Origin of the sequence: uncultured Allobaculum sp., assembly GCF_948576815.1 — a bacterium.
Taxonomy (GTDB): Bacteria; Bacillota_I; Bacilli_A; order Erysipelotrichales; family Erysipelotrichaceae; genus Allobaculum; species Allobaculum fili.
This window is the reverse complement of sequence record NZ_CAPAEZ010000105.1, coordinates 1-6,253: the sequence shown is the minus strand read 5'-3', so window position 1 is coordinate 6,253 and position 6,253 is coordinate 1. Positions and strand designations below refer to the sequence as shown.

The following is a 6,253-nucleotide window of genomic DNA, read 5'->3' as shown; positions in this document are numbered from 1 at the left end:
GATGAAATTTCAAAAACGAGCGATTTGTATAGTTAAGCTCATTGGGAAAGTTCTAGTTAAGTAATGAATTTGCCTGTAAAAGCGTAAATGTCTGGATCAGGCAGTTCAGGATTTAAGGAGTGACATGTATGGAAACAAAGAAACAGACAATTTACCCTGGCCGAATCTATCGTCATTTCAAAGGCGATCTGTATCTGGTCGAAGCCATTGCCCGAAACGCGGATTCCGCTAAGGAAATGGTGATCTACCGCCAGCTGTATGGAGACGGTTCACTGTGGGTACGCGAACTGGATGAGTTTGCTTCCCCGGTGGATCATGAAAAATATCCAGAAATGAAACAGACCTGGCGCTTTGAACTCCAGAAGGTGGAGTCGACAGCCAGACATTCGTAATGAAAAGGCAGGTACCGACGATAAAGTCGACACCTGCCTTTTTATTTGAGGAATGCCTGTACTGGGTTTGAAAAATCAGAAGATTAGATAGCCGCTTTGGAAGCGGCAGCGGCTGGATCGGCAGCCGATTTGCGTACGGTCCGTTTTATACGGGCTGTTTTCTTTTTTGGCTTGCGGGACAGAGCGCTCAAAAGCAGAACGCCAAGAAGGAACGGCCACTGATACGTATAGATAAAGGAATAGCGCAGCAGGGAAACAGGCCCAAGCAGCATGGTCAGAATATACAGAACGGTATAGAGGCACGCGGTTGCCGCAAACTTGCTTCGGAAGAAAATAGCATAGCCAAGAAGGAAGATCACCAGATAAAGGGTAATGCCGGGATCAAAGAAACGCAGCCACAGCGGACAGTTGTCAAAGGTGGCCGACTGCATTGCAATGCCGCGCAGTTTGTCGCGGTAGCCGGGAAGCAGAGAATAGGAAGCGATATGCTGCTTATCCGCGTAGTCTTCGTAGCTCGTCATAACAGAGAGCGCATTGTACTCTCCATAGCGCATATCGAAATAGGGAGCGGTCAGATAGGCGGCTGCCTGAATCGCGCCGCGCCAGTCTGTTGTCATTACCCGCAAATACAGGGAAATAAACTGTCCCGGATTTTCGGAGAACTTTTCGTTGTAAAAAAGATCCTTGGAACTGTCTGCACTGAACGGATCCAGCTGATCGGGCGTAAAGTCATCGAAATAGCTGTAGGCGAGCGCCTCGTCTTCTTTGGAAATGAACTTCTCTTCGATCTGATCGTTGCGGTTCAGTTCAAAGGCAAGCTGATGAATTGGCAGAGCAAGCATTTCCCGGGGATTGTTAATCTTGATGCCGGCAATGGAAGGGACAAGGGAAGTAAGCAGCCAGCCCAAAACAAGTATGGAAACCTGAGAAATCATAAAAAGCTGAACAATGCGCTTCTTTCTGTCTTTTAGATAGACAAAGAAGAGAAGGATCAGACCGAGTATGGCCAGGTATAACCCCTGATTGCGCAAAAGACACATGAGAACGCCCCAGCCGATAATCTCGGCTGTCTTTTTCAGAAGGGAAGACGACGCTGCAGATCTGTCTTTCTCCCGAACAGCCTTTGGATTTTCTGCAGGTGAGGAAAGATCGGCTCTGGCGCTTTCGGGGGGCTTTGGCGGGAAGAGAAGCGAGCAGATCGAAACAATAAATAAAAGGAGAGCCGGAGCGAACATTATATCCTTGGTCGTATAGCACACGAGCATCTGCGAGAAAGGCGAGACGGCCATAAAAAAGGAAGTCGTGATCAGAATCCAGGCGTTGAGGCCTTTTCGATAGAGATACAGCATCGCTTTGGCGATCGCATAGGCGCAGAACACGATCTGAAAGAAAAAAATGTAAATACCGGTCCCTGCGTTCGGGTTGTGAAAGAGAATGTTTCCGAGTCGGAGCAGGGAGCCAAGCAGAAGGGTATGCAGCCACGGATGATGCGTCGTGAACGGCAGATCGCCGTTATACATCGCCAGCTGGATCGGGGCATCCGCGCCAAAGGTTCCTGGGAAAAACGCCAGGAACGCCGGCATCCAGGTCACAATCATCAGCAGCAGGACGCTCCAGAACAGAAAGCGTTCCTGTTTTTTTGTTGTGGATGAATGAACCAGAAGGGATCGCCTCGAGCGCAGATTGAACTTTCTGTTCAGGACGGTAAAGAGAAAGGCAATAGCCAGAAAAAGAAGGCTATAAAAAAGAAGCCATAAAACATAGGATTTAAAAAACGGAGATAATCCGTACTCCATCAGTTTTGGCCAGGAAGCAAACAGGGAAAAGAACAGAGATGTCCAGATCCACAGTCCGCGCATGGATTTGCTCATCGTAGAATCCTCCAGTCGGGATGAGAAGCATCCGCAAAGCGGGAATGAACCGTTATCGAGTGAAGAAACGCTTTAGAAATGCTTTAAAGGGATCATTTTAAAAAGAGATCGGAGAAATCGAGTCCGATTTTCAGCCGGTAATAGAGAAAAAGACTTCGTGAGTTCTGTTGAATCCAGAAAAAAGCCGGTGTTTCTTTTACAGAATAATCCGGAGTTTCTTTTACAGAATAATATGGTACGGAAGGAGAAGAAGCCGGTCAAATTCAATGTAGACTCCAGGACGTTTCCTTTGGACAGGACTGAATCCATGAAAATCATACAGACAAAGAAAAAATGTCAGACAGGAAAAAGGGAAAACCATAAAAAAACGAACCGGAATTTCTTTAAGAAATCCCGGTTCGGATTGTTTTCAATGGCGGAGTCGCAGGGATTCGAACCCTGGGTAAGCTTTCGCCTACACAGCCTTTCCAAGACTGCACCTTAAACCGCTCGGACACGACTCCGTTCGCTTAACGCTCGTTTATATTACCAAAGCCCTCTCGACAAAGTCAAACAGGAAATTGAAAAACAGTTAGGATCATCTAATACATTTTCGAGGGGCCGAAAAAGGCAGAATCCCGTTTTCTTCTTTCGGATCTTCTTTCGATCCTGTTTCGTATCTGTTTCGTCCTCGCGCTTTATGAAAATTCTCCCCCTCGTCCGGGCAGCCAATTCGGTTCGGTAAAATTCGATTGTTCAGGAAAAAGGCGGACTGGAAGAAAAAGGAGGGGATGAAAAGCAAACGCTGCCTGGATGTTTCCGACAGAAGAGGCAAGTAACCCGGGATCGAAATCGACAGAAATGAAAACAGAATAAATATGGATACTGTCCATCTCCATCCAGTCATGCCCTCCTTTGTGCGCATTGAAGGATTTGATGGAGTCAGGAAAAAGGCCGAAATTATTTCACATGAATTCGACAATTCTTCCGACAATTTGCTCTAATTTGCACACAGTTTGTCAATTCTGCAAATGGGCGGGCAAAGCCCTTGTGAACCCGATTATAATTTGTAGGACAGCTATATTTTTACGCAACGGTTAGATTGATATATTCAAACGAAACAAAAATAATCGCCTTTATTTGCTGAATACGCACAATTACGATTGTTCGACTGCTCAGCGCCCGCTTTTGGACCCAGCGGATTTCATGCCTGAAAATCGACTTCTTTTCGCACGATGAGTGCAGATACGTTTTCTGGCAAGCCTTCTCAAGTCTGCAAATCGGTTTTCAGGTCGGCTTAAACTGCAAGTTTTCATTCATGGAAAGGAAGAAAAGCTATGTTCATTAAAAAAATGGAAAAAGTATTCGCTTCAATGCTGGCTGCTTTCACAGTGTTCGGGTCCATCTGGACCGCACCGATTTCCGCGATGGAAACCAGCAAGGATACGACGCAGATCAACGTTGTCTACGACGATTCCGGCAGTATGAGCAATTCCCGGATGGACAGCTGGTCTCAGGCGAAATATGCAATGGAAGTTTTTTCAGCCTTTATGGGTGAAGAAGATACACTGAACGTTTTTCCGATGAGCAAAGCCGAAGATAACGATTCGAAAAATGACTTCTTTACTTTAAAGGGAACGGAAGATCCAGCCGATCGTGTCAAACGGATCAATGACATGAAGGATACATCCGGCACGCCGATCCAGGCCGTCGATGCCGCGGGCGAAAACCTCAAACAGTCCACAGCTCAGCAGAAATGGCTTGTCATTTTGACAGACGGTGCGTTTTTCAACGATACAACCGAACTGAGCAATGAGGAGATTCGATCCGATTTCCAGAAATATGCGGGCGTGAACGGCATCAATATGATCTATGTGGGAATCGGGTCCTATGCGGAGGAGATCAGTCTGAGTCACGACGGCTACGAAGCGTACTACATTGATACGAGTTCGATTCTGGGTGCTCTGACAGAAATTGCCCAGAAGGTATTTTCCCTGCAGAAAGTCACGCTTCAGGGAGATTCCTCCTATTCCTTTCAGGCGGACGTACCCATTTCAAAATTCATCGTTTTTGCTCAGGGCAAGCAGACAGAAGTAACGAACGCAAAAATCAACGGCGAAGATGTACCGGCCAAGCCTTTCTCTGTAGAGGTTTCGGTAAACGATAAGACTCCGCAGCCGGAATGCAATTCGGGTTGTGCCATTGCTCCAAATCTGAACGGCAAAGTGGTGACGTATGAAGCCAAGGATCCAAAGAAGCCTTTCTCTTCGGGAAAGTACACATTCGAAAGTACGTCCGATGACGTGGATGTGTATGTAGAACCCGGAATTGAATTCCGGACGATTCTGCGCAGCGGATCCGAAGTAACTACCGATACAGAAATTCAGGACGGCATATCCATTCCTGGCGGAGAAAGTACAGTCGTTATTCAGATCTTTGACCCGCTTACGGGAACACCGATTGACCCTTCTCAGTCGGAACTTCTTAAAGGTTCGGAATTTGCGCTGACCGTAACGGATGAAGACGGAAACACAGTCACGTACACCAACGGAGAAAAACTGAATTTAGCACCAGGCAAAGCCACTCTTCAGTCGGTCGCCCGGCTTCCGGGAAATATCAACATGACGGGAGAATCGGCAAAACTGGATGTAAAAGACGCACCGATCTCCGTCCTCTTTTCGCAGCCGGCTGGATACGATATCAACCCGGGAACACTGAGCGGAGAGCAGCCTGTGCAGGCTTCGATCTCGGCACCGGATGGAACCCGAATCAATAAGGATACCTTTGATTCCTACTCATTCGAAGTCACCGGTACCGAAGGGGTGAACTGGGAGATCTCAATGAGCGACCAGGACGGCGTCGTAAATCTGACGCCTTCTTATGCGACCGATCAGAAGGGATCGGGCATTACATCGACAACTCAGAATCTTGTCCTCAAAGTCACCCGCGATAACGGCAGCTATCAGCAGGCGGGGGAAGGCAACGTGGAAATTCGCTATGTCGCACCAGAGCCGCTGAATCTGATGATTACGCTTCAGAATCCTGAGGAGACGTATAAAAAAGGCGAACGAACCTACATGTTCGATCCGAACCAGAGAGGCTCGGGAAGCGAAGCCTATATTCTCGCCAAAGTGCAGGTCGAAGAAGAGGACGGCTCACTGAGAGATCTTAATGAAGACGAATGGGAAAGAGGCGTAAGCAGCTTTACGTTTACAGCCAGCCAGCACGCCCCGAATTTTCTCGATCAGCTCATTCGGTGGGTCTGCTTCCAGTCGCTGGAATTTGATGTAGTCAAAGATGAGCAGCCATCGTGTTACCGCTTCTATCTGGGCGGACCCGCAGCAACCAGCGTCCTTCCCAACGACCTGGATCTGAACGTGGACCTGGACATTACGCTGGCCAGCGGACAGCAGGAAGAAGGCCAGACAGAAGATGCGATCAGCATCATGCCGCTTTCTCTGTGGGCGTATTTACTGAAATTCATCCTGATTGTTCTGGCATCGCTTCTTACCCTGTTCCTTGTCTATAAATTTATTACCAAACCGCGTTTTAAACGGGGTACATATGTCAGCGCCAAAGGCCATTATCTGGATCGGCGCGGAATCAGGATGGGACTGGAGGGAAGAGGCCGTCCGCGGCAGGATTACGAACTGTCCTTCAGCGACCGGATTAATCCGTTTAAACCCGAGAGTGCAACGCTGAATTTCGAATTAGGAAATACAAACGGAATTATTTCTGAACTCAGCCTGCAGTTCACCGCGGTTAAAGGCGGGAACATTCGCTGGGAAAATCCAGAAGCCCTCTGCAACCGATGCGCTTTTACGTTTAACCATAAAAATTATTCGCTGGGTACGAATCCGGAAAAGGTCATCAATCTTGTGTTCGGATATGAAACACCGTTTGTGCTTAAGGGTCTTAAGGTGATGACCGACCCCAATGTCACCGTCAGCTTCAAATTTTCCAATGCTGTTCACTTAAGCTTCACAAGTGAGCAGTGCCTTGCCTTTCTAG

General features: G+C 47.7%; 4 protein-coding genes and 1 tRNA gene. 2 read left to right on the top strand and 3 right to left on the bottom strand.

What is annotated here, in order from left to right:
• The first annotated feature begins 128 nt into the window (after positions 1 to 128).
• On the top strand, positions 129 to 392 hold the full coding sequence (locus Q2J39_RS10375) for a DUF1653 domain-containing protein (RefSeq protein ID WP_230266772.1): 264 nt from the start codon (positions 129 to 131) through the stop codon (positions 390 to 392).
• 83 nt (positions 393 to 475) lie between these two features.
• Here the strand turns inward: Q2J39_RS10375 and Q2J39_RS10370 are convergent, their stop codons facing one another.
• The 3 genes from Q2J39_RS10370 to Q2J39_RS10360 form a co-directional block, all read right to left on the bottom strand.
• Entirely contained in the window at positions 476 to 2,263 is a 1,788-nt protein-coding gene (locus Q2J39_RS10370; protein WP_288340605.1) for a DUF6020 family protein, read from the bottom strand.
• Between the two features lie 413 nt (positions 2,264 to 2,676).
• Positions 2,677 to 2,766: transfer RNA gene (locus tag Q2J39_RS10365), tRNA-Ser, on the bottom strand.
• 174 nt (positions 2,767 to 2,940) lie between these two features.
• A complete protein-coding gene (locus Q2J39_RS10360; RefSeq protein WP_230266770.1) occupies positions 2,941 to 3,141 on the bottom strand; it encodes a hypothetical protein in 201 nt (66 codons plus the stop codon).
• 438 nt (positions 3,142 to 3,579) lie between these two features.
• On the opposite strand from Q2J39_RS10360, the gene Q2J39_RS10355 reads away from it, so the two are divergent.
• On the top strand, positions 3,580 to 6,253 hold a 2,674-nt coding region (locus tag Q2J39_RS10355), incomplete at its 3' end, for a vWA domain-containing protein (RefSeq protein ID WP_288340606.1).

What these genes read in the sequence shown, in the direction of transcription:
- Q2J39_RS10360 (WP_230266770.1), bottom strand. Translation starts at nt 3,141, where the DNA reads ATGGAGATGGACAGTATCCATATTTATTCTGTTTTCATTTCTGTCGAT.
- Q2J39_RS10370 (WP_288340605.1), bottom strand. Translation starts at nt 2,263, where the DNA reads ATGAGCAAATCCATGCGCGGACTGTGGATCTGGACATCTCTGTTCTTT.
- Q2J39_RS10375 (WP_230266772.1), top strand. Translation starts at nt 129, where the DNA reads ATGGAAACAAAGAAACAGACAATTTACCCTGGCCGAATCTATCGTCAT.